At 54.3% G+C, this 219-nt stretch carries 1 pseudogene; it reads left to right on the forward strand.

Features of this window, described 5'->3' with window-relative positions:
* A pseudogene (locus ACL9RM_RS26825) lies at window positions 1–219 on the forward strand (hypothetical protein); the annotation flags it as partial.

Consider the following 219-nt stretch of genomic DNA (forward strand, 5'->3'; position numbering starts at 1 on the left):
ACCAGAGTCCATCCAGTCGCATCATCTACAAATTGGAACCATTCAGGGTGTGCATATCGCATCACAGGCGATATCGACCGATGCTTTGCAGGATGAGTCCGTTACGTCCGACAAACTGGCGGATGATGGCGTGACTGCCGCCAAGCTGTCTGCCCACTCGGTCCAGCCGTGGCACATTACAGACGAAGCGGTGCAAGCCAATCATTTGGCAGAAGAGTC

Origin of the sequence: Paenibacillus sp. S29, assembly GCF_049319765.1 — a bacterium.
Taxonomy (GTDB): Bacteria; Bacillota; Bacilli; order Paenibacillales; family Paenibacillaceae; genus Paenibacillus; species Paenibacillus polymyxa_B.